Consider the following 26,836-nt stretch of genomic DNA (forward strand, 5'->3'; position numbering starts at 1 on the left):
GGGGGGGGGGGGGGGGGGGGGGGGGGGGGGGGGGGGGGGGGGGGGGGGGGGGGGGGGGGGGGGGGGGGGGGGGGGGGGGGGGGGGGGGGGGGGGCCGGGGGGGGGGGTGCCGTCCGGGATGGGCATGATTTATGGCGCCCTTTCCGGGTCTGAGTGTGCGGGCGGCACCGGGCGCCAACAAATCACGTTTTACATCCCGGACGGCACCCCACCCCGTCCCCGCCCTCGGGTACGGGTCGAGCCCGGGGGGCGGGTCGCTTCGTCCCCGCTTCGGGCGCTGGTTGGGGGGTCAGTAGGACTTGGGGAGGCCCAGGGTTTGGTGGGAGATGAAGTTGAGGATCATTTCGCGGCTTACCGGGGCTATGCGGGAGACGCGGGCGGCGGTGATCAGGGAGGCCAGGCCGTACTCGCGGGTGAGGCCGTTGCCGCCCAGGGTGTGGACGGCCTGGTCGACCGCCTTGACGCAGGCTTCGGCGGCGGCGTACTTGGCCATGTTCGCCGCCTCGCCCGCGGCCATGTCGTCGCCCTCGTCGTAGAGGTGGGCGGCCTTCTGCATCATGAGGCGGGCGAGTTCGAGTTCGATGTGGGCGACCGCGAGCGGGTGCGCGATGGCCTGGTGGCTGCCGATGGGCTCGCGCCAGACCTGGCGGGTCTTCGCGTAGTCGACGGCCTTGGTGAGGGCGTGGCGGCCCATGCCGATGGCGAAGGCCGCCGTCATGATCCGCTCGGGGTTGAGGCCGGCGAAGAGCTGGAGGAGGCCGGCGTCCTCGTCGCCGACGAGGGAGGCCGCGGGCAGGCGGACCTCGTCCAGGGTGAGTTCGAACTGTTTCTCCGCCGCCTGGAGTTCCATGTCGATGACGGTCCGGCCGAAGCCGGGGGTGTCGCGGGGGACGATGAACAGGCACGGCTTGAGGGCCGGTGCGGCCCCGCTGGATGACGCGGTTTCGGTGCGACCGACGATCAGGGTGGCGTCGGCGATGTCCACGCCGGAGATGAAGACCTTGCGGCCGGTGAGGATCCAGTCGTCGCCGTCGCGGCGGGCGGTGGTGGTGATGCGGTGGGAGTTGGATCCGGCGTCGGGTTCGGTGATGCCGAAGGCCATCGTGCGGGTGCCGTCGGCGAGGCCGGGGAGCCAGGTCTGCTTCTGGTCGGCGGTGCCGAAGCGGGCGATGACCGTGCCGCAGATGGCGGGCGAGACGACCATCATGAGGAGCGGGCAGCCCGCCGCGCCGAGTTCTTCGAGGACGATGGAGAGTTCGGCGATGCCGCCGCCCCCGCCGCCGTACTCCTCGGGCAGGTTGACCCCGAGATAGCCGAGGCCGGCGGCGTCGGCCCACAGTTCGTCGGGGTGACCGCCCTCGCGGGCGACGCGGGCCAGGTAGTCGCGGCCGTACTTGCGGCCGAGGGCGGCCACCGCCGTGCGCAGGGCCTGGTGTTCCTCGGTTTCGACGGTGGGGCTCATGGCTGCGTTTCCTCCTGGACTACGGCGAGCAGGGCACCGAACTCGACCTGTTGGCCGGGGGCGGCGTGGAGCGCGGTGAGCGTGCCGGAGGCGGGAGCGAGGACGCGGTGCTCCATCTTCATGGCCTCCAGCCAGAGCAGGGGCTGCCCGGCGGTGACGGCGGTACCGGGGGCGAGGCCCTCGGCGACGCGGACGACGGTGCCGGGCATGGGGGCGAGCAGGGAGCCGGGCGCGGTGTGGTCCTCGGGTTCGGGGAACCGGGGGACGGGGAGCAGGGTGTGCGCGCCGAGGGGTGAGTCGACGTGGATCTCGCCGGTGTGCGGATTGTGTTTCACGTGAAACACGCGGCGGATCCCGTCGAGTTCGAGGGTGACGAGGGTGGGTCGGGCGGCGAGGACCGTGATGTCGGGGTGGTCGACGAGGACGCCGCCGTGTTGGTAGCGGGCCGTGTACGTGGCGCCGGCCACCGTGTAGCGGCGGGTCTGCGGTTGGGAGCGGACGTTGCGCCAGCCGCCGAGACGGCCGGCGAGGGAGGCGTCCGGGGCGGGGGCCGCCTCGGCGAGGGCGGCGGCGAGGACGGCCGTGGTGGGGTCCGGGGTGCCCGCGGTGAGGGCGGTGAGGTGGCGCTCGTAGAAGCCGGTGTCGGGCTGTCCGGTGGTGAACTCCGGGTGCCGCAGGGAGCGTACGAGGAGGTCCCGGTTGGTGGTCAGGCCGTGGACGCGGGCCCCCGCCAGGGCGTGGGCGAGGACGCGGACGGCTTCGGCGCGGGTCGGGGCGTGGGCGATGACCTTGGCGAGCATCGGGTCGTAGTGCACGCCGACGGTGTCCCCGGCGGCGAAGCCGGTGTCGACACGGAGGCCGCCGGGGACGTCCAGGGTGTGCAGGACGCCCGTCTGGGGCCGCCAGTCGTGGGCCGGGTCCTCGGCGTAGAGGCGGGCCTCGACGGCGTGGCCGGTGGGCTCGGGCGGGGTGGGCGGCAGGGCGGCGCCCTCGGCGACGCGCAGTTGGTGGGCCACCAGGTCGAGGCCGAAGACGGCCTCGGTGACGGGGTGTTCCACCTGGAGGCGGGTGTTCATCTCCAGGAAGTACGGGCGGCCGTCGGCGGTGACGAGGAACTCGACGGTACCGGCGCCCTCGTAGGACACGGCGCGGGCGGCGGCGACGGCGGCCTCGTGGAGGCCGGCGCGCAGGGCGTCGGACAGGCCGGGTGCGGGGGCCTCCTCGATGACCTTCTGGTGCCGGCGCTGGAGGGAGCAGTCGCGGGTGCCGAGCGCCCAGACGGTGCCGTGGGCGTCGGCGAGGACCTGCACCTCCACGTGCCGGCCGCGCTCCACGTACGGCTCGGCGAAGACCTCGCCGTCCCCGAAGGCGGAGAGGGCTTCGGCGGAGGCGGCGTCCAGGGACTCCTTGAGCGTGTCGAGGTCCCGTACGACGCGCATGCCGCGGCCGCCGCCGCCCGCCGCGGCCTTGAGCAGGAGGGGCAGGTCGGCGGCAGTGGCGGCGGCCGGGTCGACGGGGTCGAGGAGGGGGACGCCGGCGGCGCGCATGAGGTCCTTGGCCCGGGTCTTGGAGGCCATCGCCTCGATCGCCTCGGGGGGCGGGCCGATCCAGGTCAGGCCGGCGGCGCGGACCCGGCGGGCGAAGTCGGCGTTCTCGGAGAGGAATCCGTAGCCGGGGTGGACGGCGTCGGCGCCGGCCGTGCGGGCGGCCTCGATCAGCAGGTCGGCGCGCAGGTAGGTGTCGGCGGGGGCGGCGCCGGGCAGCCGGACGGCGGCGTCGGCGGACCGGACGTGCAGGGCGTCGGCGTCGGGGTCGGAGTGGACGGCGACGGTGGCGAGGCCGAGGGCGCGGGCCGTGCGCAGGATCCGTACGGCGATCTCGCCCCGGTTCGCGACGAGGAGGGAGGTGATGGTCATCTGCGGGCTCACATCCGGAAGACGCCGAAGCCGCCACGGGCGCCCTCGACGGGGGCGTTGTGGACGGCCGACAGGCACAGGCCGAGGACGGTGCGGGTGTCGCGGGGGTCGATGACGCCGTCGTCGTACAGCCGCCCGGACAGGAACGTCGGCAGGGACTCGGATTCGATCTGGGCCTCCACGAAGGCGCGCATCCCGGCGTCCTGTTCCTCGTCGTACGGGAGGCCCTTCGCGGCGGCGGACTGCCGGGACACGATGGACAGGACGCCGGCGAGTTGGGCCGGGCCCATGACGGCGGACTTCGCGCTGGGCCAGGCGAAGAGGAAGCGGGGCTCGTAGGCCCGGCCGCACATGCCGTAGTGGCCGGCGCCGTAGCTGGCGCCGATGAGGACGGACAGGTGCGGGACGCGGGAGTTGGAGACCGCGTTGATCATCATCGAGCCGTGTTTGACGATGCCGCCCTGCTCGTACTCCTTGCCGACCATGTAGCCGGTGGTGTTGTGGAGGAACACGAGCGGGATGTCGCGCTGGTTGGCGAGCTGGATGAACTGGGCGGCCTTCTGCGACTCGGCGCTGAACAGCACGCCCTGGGCGTTGGCGAGGATGCCGACCGGGTAGCCGTGCAGCGTGGCCCAGCCGGTGACGAGGCTGGGTCCGTAGAGGGGCTTGAACTCGTCGAAGTCGGAGGCGTCGACGATGCGGGCGATGACCTCGCGCGGGTCGAAGGGCGTCTTGAGGTCCGGCGGGACGATCCCGAGGAGTTCCTCCGGGTCGTACAGGGGCTCGGCGGCGGCCGGCGGGTCCTGGTACGGCTTGCGGTGGTTGAGGCGGGCCACGATGCGGCGGGCCTGGCGGATCGCGTCGTACTCGTCGAGGGCGTAGTGGTCGGCGAGGCCGGAGGTCCGGGCGTGCATGTCGGCGCCGCCGAGGGACTCGTCGTCGCTCTCCTCGCCGGTGGCCATCTTGACCAACGGCGGACCGCCGAGGAACACCTTCGAACGGTCCTTGATCATGACGGTGTGGTCGGACATGCCGGGGATGTACGCGCCGCCCGCGGTGGAGTTGCCGAAGACGACGGCGACGGTCGGGATGCCGGCGGCGGAGAGCCGGGTGAGGTCGCGGAAGATCGCGCCGCCCGGGATGAAGATCTCCTTCTGGGAGGGCAGGTCGGCGCCGCCGGACTCGACGAGGCTGACGCAGGGCAGCCGGTTCTGCCGGGCGATCTCGTTGGCCCGCAGGGCCTTCTTCAGGGTCCAGGGGTTGCTGGCGCCGCCGCGGACGGTGGGGTCGTTGGCGGTGATCAGGCACTCGACGCCCTCGACGGTGCCGATGCCGGTGACCATGGAGGCGCCGACCGGGTAGTCGCTGCCCCACGCCGCGAGCGGCGACAGCTCCAGGAACGGGGTGTCGGGGTCGAGGAGCAGCTCGACGCGTTCGCGGGCCAGGAGCTTGCCGCGGTCGCGGTGGCGGGCCGTGTACTTCTCGCCGCCGCCCGCGAGGGCCTTGTCGTGTTCGGCGCGCAGGGCGTCGAGGCGTTCCAGGGCGGCCGTACGGGCCGTCGCGTGCTCGGGGCTACGGGGGTCGACGGTGGTACCGAGGCGGGTCATGGACGGGTCCCCTCCGGGGCGGGCGGGAAGTCGGTCGGAGCGGCGGGGCCCTCCGGGGGCGGCGGGGGGTCGGTCGGAGCGGCGGGGCCCTCCGGGGGCGGCGGGAGGTCGGTCGGGGTGGCGGGCCGGGGGGCGTTCGGGGGTGGCAGGAGGTCGGTCGGGATGTCGAGTCGGCGGGCGCGGAGCCATTCGCCGAGGGCCTTGGCCTGCGGGTCGAATCGGTGGCCGGAGGCGACGCCGGCGCCGAGGATGCCGGTGACGGTGAAGTTCAGGGCGCGCAGGTGGGGCAGTACGTGGCGGGTGACGGGGAGCTGCGCGGTCTCGGGGAGCAGGGCGCGCAGCACGTCCACGGTGAGCGTGCGGAGCAACCAGTCCCAGGCGGGGTCGCTCTCCACCCAGACGCCGATGTTGGCGTCGCCGCCCTTGTCGCCGCTGCGCGCGCCGGCGACCGCGCCGAGGGGGGCGCGGGTGGTGGGGGGCGGCGGGGTGCGCGGGCGCGCCGGGCTCTCCGGGTGTTCCGGACTCGGCGGGGGTGTGGAGTCCGGCGGGTTCTCCCCCGCCGGGGCGGGGGGTGCTTCCGGTGGCTGTGGTGCCGGGCGCCGTCGCGGGGGGCTCGGGATGGGGAGGCGGGTGCCATCGGGGAGGACGGCGGTGTGGGGGACGGCGTCGGCCGCGATGGGGGCCGAGGTGAAGACCCCGTACGGCTGGGCCGGTCCCGGTGGGGCGGTGACGTGGAACCCGGGGTAGCTGCCGAGGGCGAGTTCCACGGCCGCCGAGGTCAGCGCGCGGCCGACCCGGTCCGGGGACGGGTCGCGGACGACCAGGCGCAGCAGGGCGCTCGCGGTCTCCTCGGTGTCGGCGTCCTCGTGGTCGGTACGGGCGAGGGTCCAGGTGGCGCTCTCCACCCCCGCGAGGAGCTCCGCGAGTTGTTCGCGGACCAGGGCGGCCTTGGCTTCGATGTCCAGGCCGGTCAGGACGAAGACCACCTCGTTGCGCCAGCCGCCGATGCGGGTCACGCCCACCTTGAGGGTGTCCGGCGGGGCCTCGCCGCGGACCCCGCTGACCCGGACCCGGTCGCGCGCCGCGGCGGTGAGGCGGACGGTGTCCAGGCGGGCCGTCACGTCCGGGCCGAGGTAGCGGGCGCCCTGGGTCTCGTACAGGAGTTGCGCCGTCACCGTGCCCGGGGTGACGGCTCCGCCGGTGCCCGGGTGTTTGGTGATGACGGCCGACCCGTCCTCGGAGATCTCGGCGAGGGGGAAGCCGGGCCGGCGGACGTCGTGGGCGGTGAAGAAGGCGTAGTTGCCGCCGGTGGCCTGGGTTCCGCACTCCAGGACGTGGCCCGCGACGACCGCGCCGGCCAGTCGGTCCCAGTCGTCGGCCGCCCAGTCGAACCACCAGGCGGCCGGCCCGCTGACCAGGGCCGCGTCCGTCACCCGGCCGGTGACGACGACGTCGGCGCCGGCCCGTAGGCAGGCGGTGATGCCGGCCCCGCCGAGGTAGGCGTTGGCGGTGAGCGCGCCCTCCTCGTACGGCGTCAGGTCGTCGCCCTCGACGTGCGCGACGCGGACGGGGACGCCCGCCTCGGCCGCGAGGCCGCGGACGGCGTCGGCGAGACCCGCCGGGTTGAGGCCGCCGGCGTTCGCGACGATCCGTACGCCCCGCTCGTGGGCCAGGGCCAGGGAGTCCTCCAGCTGGCGGACGAACGTCTTCGCGTAGCCGAGGCCGGGGTCCTTCAGGCGGTCGCGGCCGAGGATCAGCATGGTGAGTTCGGCGAGGTAGTCGCCGGTCAGGACGTCGAGGGGGCCGTCGGTCAGCATCTCGCGCATCGCGGCGAAGCGGTCCCCGTAGAAGCCGGAGGCGTTGCCGATGCGCAGGGGGCCGCGGCTCACCGCGACCCGGTCCGGGGACCGCGCCCGGGGCCGGCCGGGCCGGCGAAGGCCTGCGCGATGTCCAGCCACCGGTCGGCGTCGGCGCCGGTCGCCGTCAGCGCGAGGTCGTCACCGTGGGCACGCTGGGTGACCAACAGGCAGAAGTCCAGGGCCGGTCCGGTGACCCGCTGGTCCGCGTCCGGCGGGCCGTACGTCCAGGGTTCGCCGCCGTCCGGCGCCCGCAGTTCCACCCGGAACTCCGCCGGGGGCGCCGGCAGGCCCCGTACCGCGTACGCGTAGTCGCGGGCCCGTACGCCGATCCGGGCGACGTGCCGCAGCCGGCCGGTCGGGACGCGGCTCACGCCGAGGGCGTCGGCGACGTCCTGGCCGTGGGCCCAGGTCTCCATAAGGCGGGCGCCGGCCATCGAGTTGGCCTTCATCGGCGGCCCGTACCAGGGGAACCGGGCGTCGGGCGAGGCCGCGTCGAGGGCGGCGTCGAGGGCGACCCGGCCGGCCCGCCAGCGGTCGAGCAGTTCGTCGGGCGGCAGCGCGGCGCCCTCGGCGGCGCCGTCGTCGACGAAGGAGTCGGGGGCCTTGAGGGCCTCCCGCACCAGCTCACCGAAGCCGTCGGCGTCGGTGAGGGCGAGCAGCGAGGCCCGGTCGGTCCAGTGCAGGTGGGCGATCTGGTGGGCGATGTCCCAGCCGCTCGCGGGCGTGGCCCGCGCCCAGTCGGCGGCGGGCAACTCCGCTACGAGGGAGTCGAGTTCACCACCCTCCGCCCGGAGATCGGCGAAGACGGCGACGGCGGACGGATCGGGCACGGTTGCGCTCCCCTGCTCGGCGTGGGGGGAAGCCTGGCACTCGCGGCAGAAACAATCAAGCATGCTTGCATGATTTCTTGGAGCGACCCCGTCCCGCCCCGCGGACCGACCCCGTCCGGCCGCGCGGACCGCCCCCTTCCCGCCAACCGGGCCAACCGGGCCGCACGGGAAGGGATTTGCCCTAAGGGTCGGTCCGGCCGGGCCAGGGCCCGCCGCGGGCTCCGGGGCGGGTGGAGGGGTTTCGGTCGGGGCGGTCGGAGGGCCGGGGGCGCGCGTGCCGGCGCGTCGATACTGGGGGCTTCGCTCCGGGCCCGGGAGTGCGTCGTCGCAGCCGAACACGTCCATGTCACCTCGACGAAGAGGATGAACCGCCGTGAAGCCAGCCGACCCGTCCGACCCGGCCACCCCGGAAACCCCGCACGCCCCGCACGCCCCGCACGCCCCGCACGCCCCGCACGCCCCGCACGCGGACTCCCTCTACCCCGAGCTCGACGCCGTCGCGCTCGGGGCCTTCGCCGCCGCGCTGGAGAGCGGGGACGCCGGCGGGTTGCCGCCCGCGCGGGCCGCCGAGGTGGCGGCCGTCCGGTCCGTCGCCGTCTTCAGTCGGGGCCGGGTGACCGGCGCCGGCGGGGTACTGCTCGACGCCGCGCTGTGGCGGCGCAAGGGCTCCGGGCCGCGGCCGGTCGTGGTGATGCCCGCGCCGTGGACGAACCTGGGCTGGGTCGCGTACGCGGTCCGGGCCGGCGCGTTCGCGGCCCGCGGCTACGACGTCCTCGCCTACACCCCCCGCGGCTTCGGCGCCTCCGCGGGCCGGGCCGACGCCGCCGGTCCGCTCGACGTCGCCGACGGCAGCCGCGCTCTGGACCACCTGCTGGAACGCGCCGCCGGGCCCGTCACCCGGATCGGGTTCCTGGGCGTCTCCTACGGCGCCGGCATCGGCCTGCTCGTCGCCGCGCACGACCCCCGGGTGGACGCGGTCGGCGCGTTCAGCGGCTGGGGCGACCTCGGCGAGGTCCTCGTGGAGAACGCCACCCGGCGCGTCGGCGCCGTACGGGCCCTGCTGACGGCGGCCGGCCGGGCCCGGCTGAGCCCGGGGACGGAGCGCGCGCTGGAGGACGTACTGGCCGGCCGCGACCTCGACGGCGCCCTGCGCTGGGCGGAGGAACGTTCCCCCTTCGGTCACGTCAAGGAGTTCAACCGGCGCCGGCTGCCGGTCTTCCTCTCCCACGCCTGGCACGAGACGCTCCTCCCGGCGAACCAGACCCTCAAGCTGTTCGACGAACTCACCGGCCCCAAGCGCCTCGTCCTGTCGGTCGGCGACCACGCCGGTCCCGGCGCCGGCGGCCTGCTCGGCCTCCCGGACCGGGTCTGGACGGACGCCCACCGCTGGTTCGACCACCACCTCCTGGGCCGCGCGGCCGGCGGCGCCGACGAGGGTCAGATCGCGGCCGAGGTGATGTGGAGCGGGACCGTCGAGCACCGGCCCACCCGCCACGCCCTCACCCGGCGGACGAGGCGGCTGCACCTGACCGGCGGCGGCCAACTCGCCGACCGGCCCGAGGCGGGCTGGACCGCCGGCCTGCTGTGCGGGGTGGACACCCCGACGGCCGTCGCCGACGAGGTCGTCCGCTCCGGCTACGCGGAGATGGCGGGCCGCCCCAAGGTCTACCCGGCCGGCGACATCGACCGCGCGGTGGCCGCCGTATGGGTCGGCGCCCCCGCCGAGGACACCCTGCGGCTGCGCGGGATCCCCCGGCTGCGGGTCACCTACCGGGCCGCGAACCCGGGTTCCAGTTTCGTCGCCCACCTCATGGACCTGGCGCCCGACGGCTCGGCCCGCCTGGTTACGCACGCGCCGTTCAGCGACCTCCGATCGGCCCCGGACAGCCTGGTCGGCGCGGACATCGAGCTCCAGGCCACCGCGTACGACGTCCCGCGCGGGCACCGCGTGCTGCTGGTGATGGTCGGCCGCGACGCCCTCTACGCCGACGCCAACCTGCCCCGCGCCTCCCTCGCCTTCACCTCGCCCGAGGCCACCCCGTCCTACCTGGACCTCCCGCTGGGCTGAGCCCGGCGCCCCCGGCCCGGCCCCGCCGGGTCCGGGCCGGGGCCGATCGGCCGGAGCGGGTCAGCAGACCTGTCCGGGGCCGGCGGCCGTGGCGCGCAGGAGGTCGCGCAGCAGGTCGAAGTCGATCCGGTCCGGGTGGCGGAAGCGCAGGCAGGCCTTGCCCATGTCGTGCCCGGCGAGGCGTTCGGCGAAGGCGTCCCGGACGTCGGTGCGCATCAGGTAGACGGACACGTACTGCTTCTGGTCGGCCCAGGCGACCTCGCCGGCGGGCTCGCCGGGCCGGACGTACGCGGGCATCCCGTACGCGATGACCTCCTCGAAGCCGGTCAGCTCGGCCCGGCACAGCTCCCGCAGCCGGGTCAGGGCCGGGCGGCGCGCGTCGGGGGCGGCGTCGAGGTAGGCGGCGACGGGGTCGGCGGGGGCCGGGTCGGCGGGTGCGGCGGGGTCCATCAGGACACCCCTTCCTTGGAGCCGGGCTGCGCGCGTCGGCCGAGTTGGGAGCGGACCGCGCCCATGCTGGCCGCGATCACCAGGGCGATGGCGAGGGCGTCCAGGGGCGACATCGCCTGGTTCAGGACCAGGAAGCCGGCGGTCGCCGCGATGGCGGGTTCCAGGCTCATCAGGATGGCGAAGGTGGGGGCGGGCATCCGGCGCAGGGCCAGCAGTTCCAGCGTGTACGGCAGCACCGAGGACAGCACGGCCACGCCGAGGCCCAGCGCCAGGGTGCTCGGCACGAGCAGGGCGGAGCCGGACTCGAAGACGCCCAGCGGCAGTGAGATGACCGCGGCGACGGCCATGGCCAGGGCCAGTCCGTCGGCCTGCGGGAACCGCCGGCCGGTGCGCGCGCTGAAGACGATGTACGCGGCCCACATCGCGCCCGCCCCGATCGCGAAGGCGGCGCCCGCCGGGTCGAGGGAGCCGAACCCGAAGCCGCCCCCGCCGTGTCCGGAGAGCAGGACGACGCCGCCGAGGGCGAGGCCCGCCCACAGCAGGTTCACCAGGCGCCGCGAGACGATCACCGACAGGGCCAGCGGGCCGAGGACCTCCAGGGTCACGGCGGGGCCGAGCGGGATGCGGTCGATGGACTGGTAGAAGAGGCCGTTCATGCCGGCCATGGCCACGCCGAAGGCCACGACGGTGCCCCAGTCGGAGCGGCTGTAGCCGCGCACCTTGGGCCGGCAGATGAGCAGCAGCACCAGTGCGGCGGCGGCCAGCCGCAGCGTGACGACGCCGGCCGCGCCCGCCCTCGGCATGATCATGACCGCGAGGGCGGCCCCGAACTGCACCGAGATCCCGGCCGACACCACCAGCGCCACCGGCCCGAACCGGGCCCGGGCGGACGTCGGGGCGGGCCCGGCGGGGGCCGGCCGCGCGGCCCCGGTGGCGGACGCGCCCGCGGTGGCGGTGGCGGATGTTTCCGGGGAGGACGGTGAGGTCGTCGGGGACGAGGAGGGTGCGGGCATGAAACCAGCCTAAGGGGTACGTAAGGGCCGTGACGCGGTGTCCTTCCTTACAGCCCTTGCGCCAGGAGTTCCGCCAGGTGCCGGGCCCGGTGCCCGCCGAGCTGGGCGATCTGGGTCCGGCAGGAGAACCCGTCGGCGAGGACCGCCGCGTCGGGTCCGGCGGCGCGCAGCGACGGCAGCAGTTGTTCCTCCGCGCACGCCACCGACACGGCGTGGTGGCCCGGCTCGAAGCCGAAGTTGCCCGCCAGGCCGCAGCAGCCGCCGCTGAGCCGGCCGGTGAGTCCGGCCCGCTCCCGCAGCCGCCGGTCGGCGGCGTCGCCGAGGACGGCGTGCTGGTGGCAGTGGGTCTGACCGGCGACGGGCCGGTCCAGCCGGGGCGGCGTCCACTGCGGGGCGTACTCCTCCAGGGTCTCCGCGAAGGTGCGCACCGCCGCCGCCAGGCGCCGGGCGCGCGGGTCGTCGGGGAGCAGGGCGGGCAGGTCGGCGCGCAGGGCCGCCGCGCAGCTGGGTTCCAGGACGAGGACGGGTCCGGTCACCTCCCCGAGGGCGTCCAGGGTGCGGCGCAGGACGGTGCGGGCCCGGTCGGGGCGGCCGGTGGACAGCAGGGTGAGTCCGCAGCAGACCCGGCCGCGCGGGACGGCGACGGTGAGCCCGGCCGCCTCCAGGACCCGTACGGCGGCCCGGCCGGCCTCGGGGGCGAGGTGCTCGGTGAACGTGTCGGGCCACAGGGTCACGACGGGCCCCGCACCGGCCCCGGGTCCCGGCCTCCGCCCCCACCACCGGGTGAACGGGGTCCGGGCCACCGCCGGCAGGGGCCGTTCGCGGGTGAGCCCGGGGACGGGCAACAGCCGGGCGGCGGCGTTGACCAGCGGCGCCGCGCGCAGCGCCGCGACCGGCCGGAGCAGGTCGGGGAGGCCGCCGAGCAGGTAGTGGGCGAGCGGGCGGATCCGGCCCGCCCAGTGATGGTGCAGGAACTCGGCCTTGTACGCGGCCATGTCCACGCCGACCGGGCAGTCGCTGCGGCAGCCCTTGCAGCCGAGGCACAGGTCCAGGGCCTCGGCGACCTCGGTGGAGCGCCAGCCGTCGGTGACGATCTCCCCGGCCAGCATCTCGTGCAGCAGCCGGGCCCGGCCGCGCGTGGAGTGCCGTTCGTCGCCGGTGACCCGGTACGTCGGGCACATCACCGACGGCCCGCCGGCCGCCTCGGTGCGGCACTTGGCGACGCCGACGCAGCGGGCGACCTCCCCGGCGAACGGGGTGTCGGGCAGCACGGCGAAGCGGAGGTTCTCGTCGAGCCGGGCGGGCCGCACCAGCATCCCCGGGTTCATGCCGCCGGCCGGGTCCCACAGGTCCTTGTAGGCGCCGAAGAGCCGGATGACCTCGGGGCCGTACGTCTTCGGCAGCAGTTCGGCCCGGGCCTGCCCGTCCCCGTGCTCCCCCGACAGGGAGCCGCCGTGCGCGGCGACCAGTTCGGCGAGTTCCTCCGAGAAGGTCCGGAAGCGGGCCACGCCGGCGGTGGTGACCAGGTCGAAGTCGATCCGGACGTGGACGCAGCCCTCCCCGAAGTGTCCGTACGGGGTGCCGCGCAGCCCGTGCTCCGCCAGCAGGGCGCGGAACGCGCGCAGGTAGGCGCCGAGCCGGGCGGGCGGTACCGCGCAGTCCTCCCAGCCGGGCCAGGCCATGGTGCCGTCGGGCATCCGGGTGGCCGTCCCGGCCGCGTCCTCCCGGATCCGCCACAGGGCGCGCTGCGCCGCCGGGTCGGTGACGAGCAGCGCGTCGACGGTGTCGGCGGCCCGCAGCAGGGTGCGGGCGGCGCCCTCGTCGGGCATCTCCACGAACAGCCAGGCGCCGCCGGCGGGGAGCCCCGGGGCCCCGCGGACCAGGTCCCGGGCCATCCCCTCGACGGTGAGCGGCCCGTACGGCAGGAGCCCGGCGGCGGCGTCGGCGGCCGCGCCCTCGTCGGCGTACCCGAGGACGGCGAGGACGGGCGCGGGCGGCAGTGCGACGAGGCGCACCACCGCCTCGGTGACCACGCCGAGGGTGCCCTCGCTGCCGCAGAAGGCGCGGGCGGCGCCGACGCCGCGTTCGGGCAGCAGCGCGTCCAGGGCGTAGCCGGAGATCCGCCGGGTGAAGCGGGCGCCGTCCGGGGCGCCGGACGCGGCCGAACCGCCGAAACCCGTACGGAGCACCGCGAGGTTGCCCCCGACGAGTTCCCGCAGCCCGGCGGGCGTGCCGGCCCAGCCGGTGCCGAGCCGGTGGCCGGCGCCCCCGTACGCGGTGACGGACAGCTCGATGACGTTGTCGGCGGTGGTGCCCCGGGCGACGGAGTGGGCGCCGCAGGCGTTGTTCCCGATCATCCCGCCGAGGGTGCAGCGGGAGTGCGTGGAGGGGTCGGGGCCGAAGGTGAGCCCGTGCGGGCGGGCCGCTTCGGTCAGCCGGTCGAGGACCAGCCCGGGTTGGACGACGGCCGTCCGGGCCGCGGGGTCGAGGGAGACGAGGGCGTTCATGTGCCGGGTGAGGTCGAGGACCACGCCGGTGCCGGTCGCCTGCCCGGCGATGGAGGTGCCACCGCCGCGCGGCACGACGGGGACCCCGGCGTCGGCGCAGATCCGCAGGGCGGTGGCCACGTCCTCGGCGTCGCGCGGGGTGACCACGCCGACCGGGACGCGGCGGTAGTTCGAGGCGTCCATGGTCACCAGTGCGCGGGCGGCGGCCCCGAAGTCGACCCCGCCGCGCAGGTTCGCCCGCAATGTCCGTTCCAGTTCCCCGGGTGTCGTCACGGCGCCCACCCTGCCACCGCGCCGGCGTGTCTCATTCGCTGGACGCGTTTCCGGTGCGCGGACCCGGACCCGATACGCTCCGCTCGTGGCTGAGATCCAGATTCCCGCTGACATCAAGCCCGCCGACGGACGCTTCGGCGCGGGCCCCTCCAAGGTGCGGACCGAGGCGCTGGACGCCCTCGCCGCCACCGGTACCTCCCTGCTCGGAACCTCCCACCGCCAGGCCCCGGTCAAGAACCTGGTCGGCTCGGTGCGCGAGGGCCTGCGGGACCTCTTCTCCCTTCCCGAGGGCTACGAGGTGATCCTGGGCAACGGCGGCTCCACCGCCTTCTGGGACATCGCGACCCACGGACTGATCGAGCAGAAGTCCCAGCACCTGACCTTCGGCGAGTTCTCGTCCAAGTTCGCCAAGGCCGCCAAGCTCGCGCCGTGGCTGGACGCGCCGTCCGTGATCTCCTCCGACCCGGGCACGCACCCCGAGCCGGTCGCCGAGGCGGGCGTGGACGTGTACGCGTACACGCACAACGAGACCTCGACGGGTGTCGCGGCGCCGATCAAGCGCGTCGCCGGCGCCGACGAGGGGGCGCTCGTCCTGGTGGACGCGACCTCGGGCGCCGGTGGCCTGCCGGTGGACATCACCGAGTCCGACGTCTACTACTTCGCGCCGCAGAAGTCCTTCGCCTCCGACGGCGGCCTGTGGCTGGCGGCGTTCTCGCCGGCGGCCCTGGAGCGCGCGGCCCGCGTGCACGCCTCCGGCCGGCACGTCCCGGAGTTCTTCTCGCTGCCGACGGCGATCGACAACTCGCTGAAGAACCAGACGTACAACACCCCGGCGCTGTCCACGCTCTTCCTGCTGGACCAGCAGCTGCGGTGGATGAACTCCCAGGGCGGCCTGGAGTTCACGACCGGCCGTACGGCGGCCAGCGCGCGGAACCTGTACGGCTGGGCCGAGGCCTCGAAGTACGCGAGCCCGTTCGTCCAGGACGTCGCCAAGCGGTCCGCCGTCATCGGCACGATCGACTTCTCGGACGACATCGACGCGGCCGCGGTCGCCAAGGTGCTGCGCGCGAACGGCGTCGTGGACACCGAGCCGTACCGCAAGCTCGGCCGCAACCAGCTGCGCGTCGCGATGTTCCCGGCCATCGACCCGGCGGACGTGCAGGCGCTGACCGCGTGCGTCGACTACGTGATCGAGCAGCTCTGACCCGACCGACGGGCCCACCGGCCCGCCCCGCCCGGAGCCCCCGGTGACCTCGCGTCACCGGGGGCTCCGGCGTTCCCGGGGCGCCCGCAACCCACTCCTCCGTCGGGACCAAGGTCCCAAAAATGGGGGCAAAGCCGCAGTAAACAACGGCCCCTTGGAGGCCCTGCCGCCTGCCGCTTCGCGCCGGGGGACCTTCGACCACCCCCTCCCCCGCCCCTCGGGAGCCCTGCAACCGGGCGCCCCGGATGTCCCTCATGTCTGGTGTGCCGGGAAACATCCCGGCCCGTTCACGAGGAGATTTCATGCGCAAGGCACTCAGCATCTCGGCGATCGTCCTCGCCTCGTCGATGGCCCTCGGCGGCACCGCGACCGCCTTCGCCGCCGACACCACCTCGCCGGCGACCGACTCCAGCCCCACCGCCCGCCCGACGCAGACCGGCCTGAAGCTGTCGACCTCGGCGGCCAAGCCCGGCGACTCGATCTCGTTCGAGATGCGGGTGCCGGACGGCTCGACGCACCTGTCCGTCTCCTCCGAGGCCCTGGGCGACGTACGGATGACGGACGGCCGGGGCGGCACCGCCAAGGTCGCCGACGTCAAGGAGGGCAGCTACGGCGTCTCCCTGACCGGCACCGGCCCCGACGGGGCCGGGCTCCAGGCCACCGCCCGGATCGTCGTCAAGGCGGCCGCCCCGAAGCCCACCCCGGCGCCGTCCACCCTCCGGTTGTCCCAGGACTCCGGCCGGCCCGGCGACCGGATCACCGTCACCGTGCGGACCACCGCGAAGGACGCCGCCGTCAAGTCCGCGGCGTTCACCGGCGGACAGGTCGACCTGAAGGGCGACGGCAAGGGCACCTTCACCGGCACCGCCACCGTCGCCCCGGACGTCAGGACCGGCTACTACGGCGTCGACGCCTACGCGGGCGGCAACAAGTTCGACACCGTGAAGTTCTCCACCGAGGGCAAGACCACCCCGGAGGTGAAGCCCGTGAAGCCGGACGTGAAGCCCGTCCAGCCGCTGCGCCCCAGCGAGCACCGGACGCCCAAGGGCTCCGTGAACACCGGCCAGGCCCCCGCCGGCTCCCCCGTCGGCGCCGACGCCGAGCCCTTCCGTGGCTGAGCGCACCTCCCTCCGCCCGGGCGGCCGGCGCACCCACCGTGCGGCCGCCCGGGCCGGGGCCCGGCCCCTTGCCCTCGTCCCCGCCCTCGTCCTGGTGCTCGGCGCCGCGTCGGCCGGCTGCTCGGGCGGCGCCGGCGCCGCGCGGGCCGCCGGACCCAGTGGCCCCGCCGCCCCGGCCGCCTCCGTCCTCGGGCCTGCCGTACCGGACCGGATCGAGATCCCCGACCTCAAGGTCGACGCCCCTCTCGACACCGTGGACCTCGACGCCCGGGGCGTCATGCGGGAACCCGACTTCGCCAAACCCGACGACGCCGCCTGGTACCGGCAGGGCCCCACCCCCGGCGAGCGGGGCGCCGCCGCGATCGTCGGCCACATGGACACCCCGCAGACCCCCGAGGCCGTCTTCTTCAACCTCAAGGAACTGAAGAAGGACCAGAAGATCGAGGTCCACCGCACCGACGGCACCACCGCCGTCTTCGCCGTCGACGCGGTCGACACCTTCAAGAAGGACGCCTTCCCCACCGACCGCGTCTACGGCGACACCCACGGCCGGGCCGAACTGCGCCTGATCACCTGCGGTGGCGACCTCACCGCCGACCGCCACTGGGACGCGAACGTCGTCGTGTTCGCGCACCTCACGGGCAAGGCCTAGCCCCGTACGCGATACCTTCAGCAGTTCGGGGCAGGCTCGGGGGTTCCGGGCCGGCGAGTTCTTGGAGGCAGCGGCGTGAGCGTGCGAGTGACGGCGGCACAAAGTGGCGTGGACCCCTTCGGGACCGCACGACTGCGGCGCGGGGTGCTCGACGCCTGGGGCGCGGGCCCGGCCCGGTTCCGGGAGGACGCCAACGCCGAGGAGGACCTTGCGCTCGGCGGCTACCGGGACCGGCTCGTCGTCGAACTGGCGCAGAACGCCGCCGACGCGGCCGCCCGCGCCAAGGTCCCCGGCCGGCTGCGGCTGACCCTGCACCCCGGCGAGGGCGGCCACGCCGTGCTCGCCGCCGCCAACACCGGGGCCCCGCTGGACGCGACGGGCGTGGAGTCGCTGAGCACCCTGCGGGCCTCCGCCAAACGCGAGGCGGGCGGCGCCGGCGAGACCGTCGGCCGTTTCGGCGTCGGCTTCGCCGCCGTCCTGGCCGTCTCCGACGAACCGGCGGTGCTCGGCCGGCACGGCGGCGTGCGCTGGTCCCTCGCCGAGGCCCGCGAAATGGCCCGGGACGCCTCCAACGGCAGCCCCGGCCTCGGCGACGAACTGCGCCGCCGCGACGGCCACGTCCCGCTGCTGCGACTGCCGTTGCCCGCCGAGGGCACCGCGCCCGAGGGCTACGACACCGTCGTCGTCCTGCCGCTGCGCGACGCCGCCGCCGAGGAACTGGTGGAGCGGCTGCTGGCCGGCATCGACGACGCCCTGCTCCTCACCCTGCCCGGGCTGCGCGAGGTCGTCGTGGAGACCCCGGCCGCCGGACACCGCGTGCTGTACCGCACCACCGACGGCCCGTACACCGTCATCGAGGACTCCACCTCCGGCACCCACCGCTGGCGCACCGTGCGCCACAGCGGCCCCATCGAGCGGGAACTCCTCGCGGGCCGGCCCGTCGAGGAACGGCTGCGCCCCGTCTGGACGGTGACCTGGGCCGCCCCCGTCGACGCCGACGGCGCCCCCCGGCGTCCCCGTACCGCGCCCGTCGTGCACGCGCCGACCCCCACCGACGAACCGCTCGGCATCCCCGCCCTGCTCATCGCCTCGCTGCCGCTCGACACCTCGCGCCGGCACCCCGCCCCGGGGCCCCTGACCGACTTCCTGGTGGAGCGGGCGGCCGACGCGTACGCCGAACTCCTGGGCGCCTGGGACCCGGTGACCACCGCCCTCGTGGACCTGGTGCCCGGCCCCCTCGGCAAGGGCGAACTCGACGGGTCCCTGCGCGCGGCCGTCCTGCGGCGCCTGCCCCGCACCGCCTTCCTCGCCCCGGCGGTCCCCGCCGAGGAGAGCGCCGCCGAGGACGCTGAAAACGCCGAGGGTGCCGAACCCGGCGGCCGGGCCGCCCTGCGCCCCTTCGAGGCCGAGGTCGTCGAAGGGGCGGGCGCCGACACCGTACGGGTCCTCGCCGAGGTGCTGCCGACCCTGCTGCCCGCCGGGCTGGAACGCCGCCCCGAGCTGCGCACCCTCGGGGTCGGCCGGCTGCCGCTGGGGGACGCCATCGAGCGGATCGCCGGCATCGAGCGCACCCCGCGGTGGTGGCACCGGCTCTACGACAGCCTCGCCGGCGTCGACCCCGACCGGCTCTCCGGGCTGCCCGTCCCGCTCGCCGACGGCCGCACCGCGATCGGCCCGCGCCACCTGCTGCTGCCCGGCACCGACACCCCCACCGACCTGGCCCGGCTGGGCCTGAAGGTGGCCCACCCGGACGCCGCGCACCCGCTGCTGGAGAAGCTCGGCGCCCTGCCCGCGACCCCGCGCGCCGTCCTGACGACCCCGCAGATCCGGGCGGCCGTCGCCGGCTCCCTCGACGTCGGGGAGATTTGGGACGAGGACGCCCTCGACGCCGACGAACTCGCCGAGGTCGTCCTGACCCTGGTCCGCGACGCCGGCCTGGCCGCCGGCGACGAGCCCTGGCTGGGCGCGCTGGCCCTGCCCGACGAGGACGGCGAACTCACCCCGGCCGGCGAACTCCTGCTCGCCGGCAGCCCCTTGGCCTCCGTACTGCGCGAGGACGAAATCCCCTACCTGGACGCCGAGTTGGCCGAGCGGTGGGACGCCGAAACGCTGGCCGCCTGCGGGGTACTGACCGCCTTCCAGCTGGTCCGCGCCACCGACGTCGTCCTCGACCCCGACGAAATGGAGCCCCGCGACGGGGACTTCGCCGAGCCTGACGACGTCGGCCTGCTGGACGCCGTCGATGTCTGGTGCGAGGACCTCCTCGACCAGTTCCCCGACACCCCCGTCCCGCCGGTGGCCACCGAGCTCGTCGCCGTCCGCGACCTCGACCTCGTCGACGACGACCGCTGGCCGCAGGCCCTGGCGATGCTGGCGCAGCCCCCGCTGCGCGACGCCCTCGTCCAGCCGGTGCGGATCCTGCTCCCCGACGGCACGACGCAGTCGGTGCGCCCGTACACCGCCTGGTGGCTGCGCGACCACCCGGTGCTCGACGGCCGCCGCCCCGCCGGACTGCGCGCGGCGGGCGGGGATCCGCTGCTGGAGGGGCTGTACGCGCCGGCCGACGCGACCGGCTTCGAGGACGAGCAGGTGCTGCGGGCACTCGGCGTACGCACCACCGTGCGGGCCCTGCTGGAGGAGCCCGGCGGCGCGGCCGAGCTGCTGGCCCGGCTCGCCGACCCGGACCGCGAGGTGACGGGCGGCCGGCTGCACGGCCTGTACGGGGCGCTGGCCGATCTGGACCCGGAGCAGGTGACGCTGCCGGACGAGCTGCGGGCCGTGGTGGACGGCGAGGTCGTCGTGGTCGACGCGGCGGACGCGCTCGTCGCGGACGCCCCCGACCTGCTGCCGCTGACCGCCGGCCTGCCGCTGCTGCCGGTGGCACCGGCCCGGGCGGCCGACCTGGCGGACCTGCTCCAGGTGCGGCGCCTTTCGGACACCGTCCCGGCGGAGGTGACCACCCCGGGCGAGGAGCACGAGGTACCGGAGTCCGTACGGGTCCTGCTGGGGCCGGCGACCCCGCCGACGTACCTGGAGCACGAGGAGCTGATCGCGGGCGGCGTCGAGCTGGACTGGCGCCGCACCCCGGACGGCACCCTGCACGCGGCCACCCTGGAGGGCGTCGCGGCCGGCCTGGCCTGGGCGGCGCACCAGTGGCCCCGCCGCTTCGAGGTCGCGGCCCTGCTGGAGGACCCGTCGCGCACGGCGGAACTGGCCCGCGACCGCTGGTTCGACTGACGCCCGTACGGCGGCCCGGACGGTGACGCCCGGGCCGCCGCGCTACGCCGGGAACCTGCGGTCGACCCAGCGGAACCCGCACTCGATCAGGGCCGCGGCCCCGACGGCGATGGCGACCGCGATCCACGGCATGGTCACGCCCACCAGCTTGAGCTGGAAGAACTCCTGGAGCCACGGCACGACCAGGACGATCAGGAAGGCGCCGCCCATCGCGCCGACCAGTCCGACGCGCCACCACGTGTACGGGCGGGCGATGATCGCCAGGACCCACATCGAGGTCAGGAACAGGGTCAGCGTCGCCGCGCTGGTCTCGGCGTTCAGGGCGTCCGGGCCGGTGTAGTGGGCGCGGGCGACGACGTAGGTGATGAAGGTGGCCGTGGCCGCGATGACGCCGCCGGGGATGGCGTAGCGCATGACCCGTTTCACGAAGTGCGGCTTGGCGCGCTCCTTGTTCGGGGCCAGCGCGAGGAAGAACGCCGGGATGCCGATGGTCAACGTCGACAGCAGGGTCAGGTGGCGCGGCAGGAACGGGTACTCGACCTGCGAGCAGACCACGAGGACGGCCAGCAGCACCGAATAGACCGTCTTGGTGAGGAAGAGCGTGGCGACGCGGGTGATGTTGCCGATGACGCGGCGGCCCTCGGCGACCACGGACGGCAGGGTGGCGAAGCTGTTGTTGAGCAGGACGATCTGGGCGACGGCCCGGGTCGCCTCGGAGCCGGAGCCCATGGAGACGCCGATGTCGGCGTCCTTGAGGGCGAGGACGTCGTTGACGCCGTCGCCGGTCATGGCGACGGTGTGGCCGTTGGACTGGAGGGCGCCGACCATGTCCCGCTTCTGCTGCGGGGTGACCCGGCCGAAGACCGAGTTCCCGTCGAGGACGGCGGCCATCCCGGTGCGTTCGGTGGGCAGCCCCCGGGCGTCGACGGTGTTCTGGGCGCCGGGCAGGCCGAGCTTGCCGGCGACCGCGCCGACGGAGACGGCGTTGTCACCGGAGATGACCTTGGCCTTGACGTCCTGGTCCTCGAAGTAGCGCAGGGTGTCGGCGGCGTCGGGGCGCAGCCGCTGTTCGAGGACGATCAGGGCGGTGGGCCGGGCGCCGGCGGCGACGGCGGCGTCGTCGAGTTCGCGGGTGGCGCGGGCCAGCAGCAGGACGCGCAGGCCCTGCTCGTTGAGGCCGTCGATCTCCTCCAGCGCGGGGTCTCCGGCGGGCAGGAGGACGTCGGGGGCGCCGAGCAGCCAGGTGTTGTTCTCGCCGTCGCCCTCGCTGAAGCTGGCGCCGCTGTACTTGCGGGCGGAGGAGAACGGCAGCGACTCGGTGCAGCGCCACTCGGCGCTGTCGGGGTAGGCGTCGATGATGGCCTGGAGGCTGGCGTTGGGGCGGGGGTCGGACTCGCCGAGGGCGCCGAGGACCTTCTTGACGTGGCCGGGGTCCGCGCCGCCGAGCGGACGGAGCTCGGTGACGTCCATGCCGCCCTCGGTGAGGGTGCCGGTCTTGTCGAGGCAGACGACGTCGACACGGGCGAGGCCCTCGATGGCGGGCAGTTCCTGCACGAGGCACTGCTGGCGGCCGAGCCGGATGACGCCGATGGCGAAGGCGACGGAGGTGAGGAGGACGAGCCCCTCGGGGATCATCGGGACGATGCCGCCGACGGTGCGGGCGATGGCGTCCTTGAGGTTGTTCTCCTTGACGACGAGCTGGCTGATGATCAGCCCGATCGAGGTCGGGATCATCATCCAGGTGACGTACTTGAGGATGGTGGAGATGCCGGAGCGCAGCTCGGAGTGGACGAGGGTGAAGCGGGAGGCCTCTTCGGCCAACTGGGCGGCGTAGGCCTCGCGGCCGACCCTGGTGGCGGTGAAGGCGCCGCCGCCGGCGACGACGAACGAGCCGGACATGACCTGGTCGCCGGGCTTCTTCAGGACGGGGTCGGCCTCGCCGGTGAGCAGGGACTCGTCGATCTCCAGGCCGTCGGCCTCGCCGACGACGCCGTCGACGACGACCTTGTCGCCGGGGCCGAGTTCGATGACGTCGTCGAGGACGATCGCGGAGGTGGAGATCTCCGCGGTGGCTCCGTCGCGCCGGACGCTGGGTTTGGCCTCGCCGATGAGGGCGAGCCCGTCGAGGGTCTTCTTGGCGCGCAGTTCCTGGATGATGCCGATGCCGGTGTTCGCGATGATCACGAAGCCGAAGAGGCTGTCCTGGATGGGCGCGACGATCAGCATGATCACCCACAGGACGCCGATGATGGCATTGAAGCGGGTGAAGACGTTCGCGCGGACGATCTCGGTGGTGGAGCGCGAGGAGCGGACGGGCACGTCGTTGACGTCCCCGCGGGCGACCCGTTCGGCGACCTGCGCCGCACTGAGCCCCTCCGGTGTGAAGCGGGGTGCGGGCGGTTTGACGGGGTGCACCGGATCGAGTTCGGCTCCCGCGTCGATGGCGGCGCCGGCCCGCTCCGGCCCGCCCTGCTCGGTCTTCGCCCGCTGCGTCATGCTTCCGACCGTAAACGGGGTGCGAACGGTTCACCCGCCGAGCGGTCGGAAGATCCGACCTGAGGATGAGCCGAATCCTCCCCTGGTCGCCCGGTGCGCCGCCCGTGTCTCCCCCGCCGCGGCTACCGGTCGGCGTCGGGGTCGGCGGCCGCGGCGGCGGCGTGCCTCTTGAGGGCGGCGTCGCGACCGCGGACGTACCAGACGCCGATGAGGCCGAGGCCGCCGCCGGCCGCGCAGGTCCACAGCCACCACAGCAGCTCGCGGTCGGCGAACCAACCGTAGAACGGGAGCTGGACGACGAAGAGGGCGAACCAGAGGATCGTTCCGCCCGTGACGGTGGCCACCACCGGACCCTCAAGGGGCTCGGGCGCCTCGTGTGTCGCTGTCCACTTCGCCATGCCGACCAGTCTAGGTGGCCCCTTTCCGGGTCTACGCGCGGAGATGGACTGGCCTCCAGTGATGTGTTCATACTGAAACGGTTTGCCTAAGGCCTGATTCGTTCGTACGAACCACCTAATAGACCAGTTTGAGGACCGCATGAGCACCTCGGCACCCGCCGCGGCCCCCACCACCGGCCTGGACCGCTACTTCAAGATCTCGGAGCGCGGTTCGACCGTCGCCCGCGAGGTCCGGGGCGGTCTGGCCACCTTCTTCGCGATGGCCTACATCATCGTGCTCAACCCGATCATCCTGGGCAGCGCGAAGGACATGTACGGGCACCAGCTCGACGGCGGCCAGCTCGTCACCGCCACCGTCCTGACGGCCGCCTTCACCACCCTGCTCATGGGCGTGATCGGCAACGTCCCGATCGCGCTGGCGGCCGGTCTCGGCGTCAACACCGTCGTCGCCCTCCAGCTCGCCCCCCGGATGAGCTGGCCGGACGCCATGGGCATGGTCGTCCTCGCCGGCTTCGTGGTGATGCTGCTGGTCGCCACCGGCCTGCGCGAGCGGGTCATGAGCGCCGTCCCCCTGGGCCTGCGCAAGGGCATCGCGATCGGCATCGGCCTGTTCATCATGCTGATCGGCCTGGTCGACTCCGGGTTCATCTCCCGCATCCCGGACGCCGCGCACACCACCGTCCCGCTCCAGCTCGGCGGCAACGGCCACCTGCACGGCTGGCCGGTACTGATCTTCGTGGTCGGCGTCCTGCTCACGCTGGCCCTGCTGATCCGCAGGACGCCCGGCGCGATCCTGATCTCCATCGTGGTCATGACCGCGATCGCCGTCGGCGTCCAGCTGATCACCGACCTGCCGGGCCTCGCCTGGGGCCTGACCGTGCCCGAGTGGCCGGGCAACCCGGTGGCCGCGCCCGACTTCGGGCTCGTCGGTCAGGTCAGCCTGTTCGGCGGCTTCGGCAAGGTCGGCCTGGTCACCGGCATCCTGTTCGTCTTCACCGTGCTGCTGTCCTGCTTCTTCGACGCGATGGGCACCATCCTCGGCGTCGGCGACGAGGCCAAGCTGATCGACGCCGACGGCAACTTCCCCGACATCAACAAGGTGCTGCTGGTCGACGGCCTGGCCGTCGCCGCCGGCGGCGCGACCTCGTCCTCGGCCACCACCTGCTTCGTCGAGTCCACGGCGGGCGTCGGCGAGGGCGCCCGGACGGGCCTGGCCAACGTGGTGACGGGCGGCCTCTTCGCCGTCGCGCTGTTCCTCACGCCGCTCGCCACGATGGTCCCCTCCCAGGCCGCCACCCCCGCCCTCGTCGCGGTCGGCTTCCTGATCCTGGCCGGCTCGGTCAAGGACATCGACTGGAGCGACTTCACCATCGCCGTCCCGGCCTTCCTGGCCATGGTGACGATGCCCTTCACCTACTCGATCACCAACGGCATCGGCATCGGCTTCATCAGCTTCTGCGTCCTGCGGGCGGCGACGGGCCGCGGCCGCGAGGTCCCGGTCGCGATGTACGCCGTGTCGGCGGTCTTTGTCTTCTACTACGCGATGCCCGCCCTCGGCCTCACGTAGAGCCCCGCCCTCACGCGGTACCCCGCCCCACGGCCTCACGTGAGGCCGTAGAACTTCTCCGTCTCGTCGACCGCGGTCTTGAACCGCTCGTCGAAGTCATCGCGAATGAGCGTCCGGACGACATAGTCCTGGACGCTCATTCCGCGTTTGGCGGCATGGTGCCGGAGCCGCTCCAGCAGCTCCCCGTCTATGCGCATGCTCAGCACATGTGTCCCCATGCCGAAAGAGTCGGGCCACAGGGTGCGGACGCGGGTCGCTTTCCGCCGCCGGCTCACCCGTACGAGTGACTCGATCCGTGCGGTGTGTCCCACGGCTCCCTCCCCCCGGTGTTCCTTAGGGAGAGTAATGAGTTACTCTAAGGACATGCATGACCTTTCCCACGGCGACGACGCTGCCGCCGTGAACGATCTCCGCTCCGCCGTCATGCGGCTGGGCCGGCGCCTCAAGCACCAACGCGTCGACGAGTCGCTGAGCCCCACCGAGATGTCGGTGCTCGGCACCCTCGCCCGCTGCGGCCATGCCACCCCCGGTGAGCTGGCACGCCGTGAGCACGTCCAGCCGCCGTCGATGACCCGCATCGTCGCGCTGCTGGAGGCCAAGGGACTGGTCACGCTGGAGCCGCACCCCGACGACCGCCGCCAGAAGGTGGTCCGCCAGACCGAGGTGGCCGAAGCGATGCTCGAAGAGAGCCGTCGCAAGCGCAACGCCTTCCTGGCCGGGCTCGCGGCCGAGCTCACCGAGGACGAATGGGCCAAGCTCCGCGAGGCCGCTCCCGTCCTGGAGAAGCTCGCGCACCTGTAGGAACGACGCCTGGAGGCGAACGCTTTTGAGTACGGGAACCGGAGCAAACTCCGCACCCGGCCACACATCCACTCCCACCACCCCCGCGGGCAAGAACTCCATGTTCAGCTCGCTGAAGATCCGGAACTACCGGCTCTTCGCCACGGGCCAGGTCGTCTCGAACACGGGCACCTGGATGCAGCGCATCGCCCAGGACTGGCTGGTCCTCTCGCTGACCGGCTCCGCCTCGGCCGTCGGCATCACCATCGCCCTGCAGTTCCTGCCGATGCTGATGTTCGGCCTCTACGGCGGCGTCCTCGCCGACCGGCTGCCCAAGCGGCCGCTGCTGCTGGCCACCCAGAGCGCCATGGGCCTCACCGGCATCGCGCTCGCCGTCCTCACCCTGGCCGGACACGTCCAGGTCTGGCACGTCTACCTGGCGGCCTTCCTCCTCGGCATGATCACCGTCGTGGACAACCCGGCCCGCCAGACGTTCGTCCCCGAAATGGTCGGCACGGACCAGGTCGCCAACGCGATCAGCCTGAACTCCGCCAACTTCCAGTCCGCGCGGCTGGTCGGCCCGGCGATCGCCGGTGTGCTCATCACCGCCGTCGGCTCCGGCTGGGCCTTCCTGCTGAACGGACTGTCCTTCGCCGCGCCCATCGCCGGCCTGCTCATGATGCGGACCCGGGACCTGCACCCCGTCGCACCGCGGCCCCGCGCCAAGGGACAGCTGCGCGAGGGACTGCGCTACGTCGCGGGCCGACCCGAGCTGATCTGGCCCATCGCCCTCGTCGGCTTCATCGGCACCTTCGGGTTCAACTTCCCGATCTGGCTGTCGGCGTTCGTCAGCGACGTCTTCCACGGCGACGCCGGCACCTACGGACTGTTCAACACCCTCATCGCGGCCGGCTCCCTCGCCGGAGCCCTGCTGGCCGCCCGTCGCGGCCACTCCCGGCTGCGACTGCTGGTGACGGCGGCCGTGCTGTTCGGCGCGCTCCTCACCGTGACCGCCTTCGCCCCCGGGTTCTGGCTGTTCGCGGCGCTGCTCGTGCCCATCGGGGTCTTCGGCCTGACCGTCAACGTCACCGCCAACTCCAGCGTCCAGATGGCCACCGACCCCGAGATGCGGGGCCGGGTCATGGCCCTGTTCATGATGGTCTTCACCGGCGGCACCCCCCTCGGGGCCCCGCTGCTGGGCTGGATCACCGACACCTGGGGCGCCCGCGTCGGCATGGCCGCCGGCGGCCTGATCTCCCTCGTCGCCGCGCTCGCCATAGCCCTCGTCCTGTCCCGGATCGGCAACCTCCGCCTCCGGGTCGGCCGCCGCGGCGTCACCTTCGTCCCCGCGGCCCCGCGCCGCGAACTCGCCACCGCCGCGTGACCCGGCCGGGGGCGG

19 protein-coding genes are annotated in these 26,836 nt (G+C 74.2%); 8 read left to right on the plus strand and 11 right to left on the minus strand.

The annotated features are described in order from the left end of the window. Window positions 1-289: 289 nt before the first annotated feature. Genes ACZ4XJ_RS36200 through ACZ4XJ_RS36220 form a run of 5 tightly spaced genes read right to left on the minus strand, consistent with a single transcriptional unit; the run spans window position 290 to window position 7,674 of the window. Complete coding sequence (locus ACZ4XJ_RS36200) at window positions 290-1,462, minus strand: acyl-CoA dehydrogenase family protein (RefSeq protein WP_468498718.1); 1,173 nt, start codon at window positions 1,460-1,462, stop codon at window positions 290-292. Continuing rightward, window positions 1,459-3,378 carry an acetyl/propionyl/methylcrotonyl-CoA carboxylase subunit alpha gene (locus ACZ4XJ_RS36205; protein ID WP_468498719.1) on the minus strand — a complete coding sequence of 640 codons (1,920 nt, stop codon included), beginning with the start codon at window positions 3,376-3,378 and terminating at the stop codon, window positions 1,459-1,461. Before ACZ4XJ_RS36205 ends, ACZ4XJ_RS36200 begins: the two co-directional genes overlap by 4 nt. Window positions 3,379-3,386: 8 nt before the next feature. After that, window positions 3,387-4,985 carry an acyl-CoA carboxylase subunit beta gene (locus tag ACZ4XJ_RS36210; RefSeq protein WP_468498720.1) on the minus strand — a complete coding sequence of 533 codons (1,599 nt, stop codon included), beginning with the start codon at window positions 4,983-4,985 and terminating at the stop codon, window positions 3,387-3,389. Further along, window positions 4,982-6,811: an acyclic terpene utilization AtuA family protein gene (locus tag ACZ4XJ_RS36215; RefSeq protein WP_468498738.1), complete on the minus strand. Its 1,830-nt coding sequence runs from the start codon at window positions 6,809-6,811 to the stop codon at window positions 4,982-4,984. The genes ACZ4XJ_RS36210 and ACZ4XJ_RS36215 overlap by 4 nt, the downstream gene beginning before the upstream one ends. Before the next feature lie 59 nt (window positions 6,812-6,870). After that, window positions 6,871-7,674 (minus strand): TIGR03084 family metal-binding protein, encoded by an 804-nt coding sequence (locus ACZ4XJ_RS36220; RefSeq protein WP_468498721.1) that lies wholly within the window; start codon window positions 7,672-7,674, stop codon window positions 6,871-6,873. 373 nt (window positions 7,675-8,047) lie between these two features. Here ACZ4XJ_RS36220 and ACZ4XJ_RS36225 point away from each other — a divergent pair, with 373 nt between their 5' ends. Further along, on the plus strand, window positions 8,048-9,742 hold the full coding sequence (locus ACZ4XJ_RS36225) for a CocE/NonD family hydrolase (protein WP_468498722.1): 1,695 nt from the start codon (window positions 8,048-8,050) through the stop codon (window positions 9,740-9,742). A gap of 60 nt (window positions 9,743-9,802) precedes the next feature. Here the strand turns inward: ACZ4XJ_RS36225 and ACZ4XJ_RS36230 are convergent, their stop codons facing one another. The 3 genes from ACZ4XJ_RS36230 to ACZ4XJ_RS36240 are packed head-to-tail and all read right to left on the minus strand — an operon-like array spanning window position 9,803 to window position 13,985. Then, on the minus strand, window positions 9,803-10,192 hold the full coding sequence (locus ACZ4XJ_RS36230) for a DUF1801 domain-containing protein (RefSeq protein ID WP_468498723.1): 390 nt from the start codon (window positions 10,190-10,192) through the stop codon (window positions 9,803-9,805). Beyond that, window positions 10,192-11,205, minus strand: coding sequence for an EamA family transporter (locus ACZ4XJ_RS36235; RefSeq protein WP_362876734.1), 1,014 nt, complete (start codon window positions 11,203-11,205; stop codon window positions 10,192-10,194). The genes ACZ4XJ_RS36230 and ACZ4XJ_RS36235 overlap by 1 nt, the downstream gene beginning before the upstream one ends. 47 nt (window positions 11,206-11,252) lie before the next feature. Further along, window positions 11,253-13,985: an FAD-binding and (Fe-S)-binding domain-containing protein gene (locus tag ACZ4XJ_RS36240; protein WP_468498724.1), complete on the minus strand. Its 2,733-nt coding sequence runs from the start codon at window positions 13,983-13,985 to the stop codon at window positions 11,253-11,255. Between the two features lie 85 nt (window positions 13,986-14,070). Here ACZ4XJ_RS36240 and serC point away from each other — a divergent pair, with 85 nt between their 5' ends. The 4 genes from serC to ACZ4XJ_RS36260 all read left to right on the plus strand — a co-directional run bounded on the left by serC (window position 14,071) and on the right by ACZ4XJ_RS36260 (window position 20,196). Further along, on the plus strand, window positions 14,071-15,189 hold the full coding sequence (gene serC, locus ACZ4XJ_RS36245) for a phosphoserine transaminase (protein WP_468498725.1): 1,119 nt from the start codon (window positions 14,071-14,073) through the stop codon (window positions 15,187-15,189). Between the two features lie 302 nt (window positions 15,190-15,491). Next, window positions 15,492-16,307, plus strand: a complete 816-nt coding sequence (locus ACZ4XJ_RS36250) for a hypothetical protein (RefSeq protein ID WP_468498726.1) — start codon at window positions 15,492-15,494, stop codon at window positions 16,305-16,307. After that, entirely contained in the window at window positions 16,300-16,959 is a 660-nt protein-coding gene (locus ACZ4XJ_RS36255; protein WP_362876730.1) for a class F sortase, read from the plus strand. Before ACZ4XJ_RS36250 ends, ACZ4XJ_RS36255 begins: the two co-directional genes overlap by 8 nt. Before the next feature lie 75 nt (window positions 16,960-17,034). Beyond that, window positions 17,035-20,196 (plus strand): sacsin N-terminal ATP-binding-like domain-containing protein, encoded by a 3,162-nt coding sequence (locus ACZ4XJ_RS36260; protein ID WP_468498727.1) that lies wholly within the window; start codon window positions 17,035-17,037, stop codon window positions 20,194-20,196. 42 nt (window positions 20,197-20,238) lie between these two features. Here the strand turns inward: ACZ4XJ_RS36260 and ACZ4XJ_RS36265 are convergent, their stop codons facing one another. Beyond that, window positions 20,239-22,692 (minus strand): HAD-IC family P-type ATPase, encoded by a 2,454-nt coding sequence (locus tag ACZ4XJ_RS36265; RefSeq protein WP_362876728.1) that lies wholly within the window; start codon window positions 22,690-22,692, stop codon window positions 20,239-20,241. A gap of 122 nt (window positions 22,693-22,814) precedes the next feature. Then, window positions 22,815-23,090 (minus strand): DUF2530 domain-containing protein, encoded by a 276-nt coding sequence (locus ACZ4XJ_RS36270; RefSeq protein WP_362876727.1) that lies wholly within the window; start codon window positions 23,088-23,090, stop codon window positions 22,815-22,817. 139 nt (window positions 23,091-23,229) lie between these two features. On the opposite strand from ACZ4XJ_RS36270, the gene ACZ4XJ_RS36275 reads away from it, so the two are divergent. After that, entirely contained in the window at window positions 23,230-24,657 is a 1,428-nt protein-coding gene (locus ACZ4XJ_RS36275) for an NCS2 family permease (protein WP_362876726.1), read from the plus strand. Window positions 24,658-24,692: 35 nt separating this feature from the next. Here the strand turns inward: ACZ4XJ_RS36275 and ACZ4XJ_RS36280 are convergent, their stop codons facing one another. Beyond that, window positions 24,693-24,875 (minus strand): ribbon-helix-helix protein, CopG family, encoded by a 183-nt coding sequence (locus tag ACZ4XJ_RS36280; protein ID WP_266574969.1) that lies wholly within the window; start codon window positions 24,873-24,875, stop codon window positions 24,693-24,695. Window positions 24,876-25,020: 145 nt separating this feature from the next. Between ACZ4XJ_RS36280 and ACZ4XJ_RS36285 the strand changes: the two genes are divergently transcribed. Both ACZ4XJ_RS36285 and ACZ4XJ_RS36290 read left to right on the plus strand, forming a co-directional pair. Beyond that, window positions 25,021-25,458 carry a MarR family winged helix-turn-helix transcriptional regulator gene (locus tag ACZ4XJ_RS36285; protein ID WP_362876725.1) on the plus strand — a complete coding sequence of 146 codons (438 nt, stop codon included), beginning with the start codon at window positions 25,021-25,023 and terminating at the stop codon, window positions 25,456-25,458. Window positions 25,459-25,483: 25 nt separating this feature from the next. Further along, the gene (locus ACZ4XJ_RS36290) at window positions 25,484-26,821 is read left to right on the plus strand and encodes an MFS transporter (protein WP_362876724.1); all 1,338 of its coding nucleotides are present in this window, start codon (window positions 25,484-25,486) and stop codon (window positions 26,819-26,821) included. The last annotated feature ends 15 nt before the right edge of the window (window positions 26,822-26,836 follow it).

The sequence above is a fragment of the Streptomyces sp. NPDC029836 genome, assembly GCF_055574495.1.